At 67.6% G+C, this 3,069-nt stretch carries 2 protein-coding genes; both read left to right on the top strand.

All coding sequences use genetic code 11. The annotated features are described in order from the left end of the window. Positions 1-396: phosphopantetheine-binding protein (locus GGR33_RS25675; RefSeq protein WP_183516096.1), on the top strand; the 396-nt coding region annotated here is incomplete at its 5' end. Further along, the coding region (locus GGR33_RS25670) for a condensation domain-containing protein (RefSeq protein ID WP_183516095.1) at positions 389-3,069 on the top strand (2,681 nt) is incomplete at its 3' end. The genes GGR33_RS25675 and GGR33_RS25670, both read left to right, overlap by 8 nt.

Genomic DNA, 3,069 nt, shown 5'->3' with positions numbered 1-3,069 from the left:
CTCGACAGCTTCCCGCTGACCCCCAACGGAAAGCTCGACCGCAGGGCACTGCCCACCCCGGAGGCCGCCCTCGCACAGGCCGACGACTACGTCGCCCCGCGCACCCCCGTCGAAACCGCCCTCGCCGCCATCTGGGCAGAAGTCCTCGGCATCCCCAACATCGGCGTCAATCAAAACTTCTTCGAAACAGGAGGTGACTCCATCTCCGCGCTCCAGGCGGTCGCCGCCATCCGCACGACACTCGGCCAGGACGTCTCGATCCGCACCTTCTTCGAGGCGAGGACGATCGAAGCGCTCGCCGCAGAACTCGACCAATCGCAGGCCCCGGAGGCGTCCCAGGACGACCTCGCCGCCATGTTCGACACGCTGGAAGCATTGGAACTCGTCGATGAGTGAGGCCCCCAAGATCCAGGGCGCGGGCACATCGACCGATCCGCTGCAGGAGGTCGCCCGCCGCCTGGCGAGGCTCGAAGCCGACAAGCAGCAGCTCTTCCTGAAGCAGCTCGGCGAGCGCGGCATCGACCTGTCCCGGCTGCCGATCGTGCGTCTCGAAGGCGATCGTGCGGCGCTCTCCTTCGCGCAGGCCCGGTTCTGGTTCCTCTGGCGGATGAACCCTTCGAGCGGCGCATACAACATGCCGGCCGCATTGCATCTTCACGGCCCGCTCGACCGCCGTGCTCTGCAGCAGGCCTTCGACGCTCTGGTCGTCCGGCAGGAGACGCTCCGCACCGTCTTCGTCCAGAACGCCGGCCCTCCCGAGCAGGTGATCGTTGCGCCTTTTCCGGTCCAGGTTCGCGAGATCAGTGCCAGCGAGGAGGATGCTCTCTCCCTGGCGCGCGCCGAGGCGGCCGAGCCCTTCGATCTCGAAACCGGACCGCTCCTGCGCGTGACGCTGATCGCGCTCGGCGCGCAGGACCACGTGCTTCTCGTGACCCTGCACCACATCGTCTCCGACGGCTGGTCCATGGGCGTTCTCGTCGACGAGTTCTGGACGCTCTATGCGAGCGCTGTCGATGGGGGGCCGAAGGCGCTCCCGGACCACCCGATCCGCTATGCGGATTACACCGCCTGGCAACGGCTGCAGGTCTCGTCCGCTTCCGGCAAAAGGCGGCTCGCCTATTGGACCGACCGGCTCGGCGACGAGGCCGTACCGCTGCAATTGCCGTTCGACCGCCTTCGGTTGCCCGAGCCCGATTTCCGCGGCGCCGGCATGACGAAGGTGCTCGATGCGCGCCGCGCCGCCTCCTTGCGCAGCCTTGCCCGCGACAATGGAACGACGTTGTTCGCCGTGCTGCTCGCCGGCTTCAAAGTCTTGCTCCACCGCTATTCCGGCCAGACCGACATCCGCGTCGGCGTGCCCGTCGCCAACCGCGCGCGCCCGGAAACGCATGCGCTGATCGGCCCGTTCGTCAACACGATCGTCGTGCGCAGCGCGATCGAAGGGCGAGACCGACCGTCCGAATTGCTCCCCCGTCTCCATGCCGCGATGGTCGAGGCACAGGAACACCAGGACCTGCCGTTCGAACGCCTCGTCGAGGCTCTGCAGCCGGAGCGATCGCTCAGCGAGCACCCGCTGTTCCAGACGCTGTTCAACCACCAGAATCTGTCCCGCACGCGACTCGCCGACCTTGCGGGTCTTCGGATCGAGACGATCTCCGTCGAGTTGGACTCAGCGAAGTTCGACCTGGCGCTCGATACGCGCGAGCAGGCCGACGGCGGCATCGTTGCGCTGTTTTCCTACGCGACCTCGCTGTTCTATCGCGAGACGATCGGCCGGATGGCCGGACATTGGATCGAGATCCTCGATGCCTTCGTTTCCGACCCGCGCCGATCCGTCGGCGAGATCGCGCTCGCTGCGAGTTCGCTCGATCAGGCGAGCGATGCGGCGGAAATGCCGGCGCTCGTCGACGCGGCGCGCGTGCCGGTCCACCAGCTCTTCTCGGCACATGCGCAGGCGCGGCCAGAAGCCGAAGCCGTGCGCTGCGGAGAGGTCTTGCTGAGCTACGGGGCACTCGAGTCGCGTGCCAACCGCCTGGCCCGTCACCTGATGCACCGGGGTCTGGGCCGGGGAACGATCGCGGCCGTCGCGATGGCGCGCTCGACCGATCTGGTCGTCGCCCTGCTCGCCGTGCTGAAGACCGGCGCGGCCTATCTTCCGCTCGATCCCACCAACCCCGCCGCGCGCCTCGGACACGCCGTCGACGATGCCGGCGTGAGCCTCGTGATCACCGACGCCAAATCGCAGCCGGGGCTGCCGGTGGGCGAACGGCCCATCCTCATGCTCGATGCGCTCGACTTGTCGGGCTCGCCAGAGACCGATCCCGGCGTGGCGCTTCATCCCGAGGATCTCGCCTACCTGATCTACACCTCGGGATCGACGGGCCTGCCGAAGGGCGTCGCGGTGGCGCATGGGCCCTTCGCGATGCACGTGGCGGCCACCGCTCCGCTCTACGAAATGGATGCCCGCTCGCGCGAACTTCTCTTCCTGTCCTTCGCCTTCGATGGTGCGCATGAGCGCCTTTGGACGGCTTTGTCCGTTGGCGGTTCGGTGGTTCTGCGCGATGACGCCCTGTGGTCACCGGAGCGCACTCTGGCACTCATAGAGCGCGAGCTTGTCACCAATGCCGGCTTTCCGCCGGCCTATCTTCAGGAATTGGCGGCCTTTGCCGCTTGGAGCGGCTCGGCGCCGCCGGTCGATCTCTACTCGTTCGGTGGCGAGGCGATGCCGCGCTCCGGGTTCGAGAAGGTGGTCGAGGCGCTCGGCGCCCGCGTACTGATCAACGGCTACGGCCCGACCGAGACGGTGGTGACGCCACTGGTCTGGAAAGTGTCCGACCCCTCGTCGTCGACCTCCTCTTTTTCCGGCTCTGTTTGTCCGATTGGTCGTGCGGTTGGTGCGCGCGCGGCGCATGTTCTGGATGGCGATCTTCATCCTGTTCCGGATGGCGTGACGGGGGAGCTGTACGTCGGCGGCTATGGCCTGGCGCGGGGCTATCGGGGCCGTCCCGGGCTGACGGCGGAGCGGTTCGTGCCGGATCCGTTCGGTGGGGGCGGGTCGGGGCCTGGCGG

The sequence above is a fragment of the Methylobacterium brachythecii genome, from assembly GCF_014196345.1.
GTDB lineage: Bacteria > Pseudomonadota > Alphaproteobacteria > Rhizobiales > Beijerinckiaceae > Methylobacterium > Methylobacterium brachythecii.
Note: the sequence above shows the minus strand (reverse complement) of the source record. Positions and strands in the feature narration are given on the sequence as shown.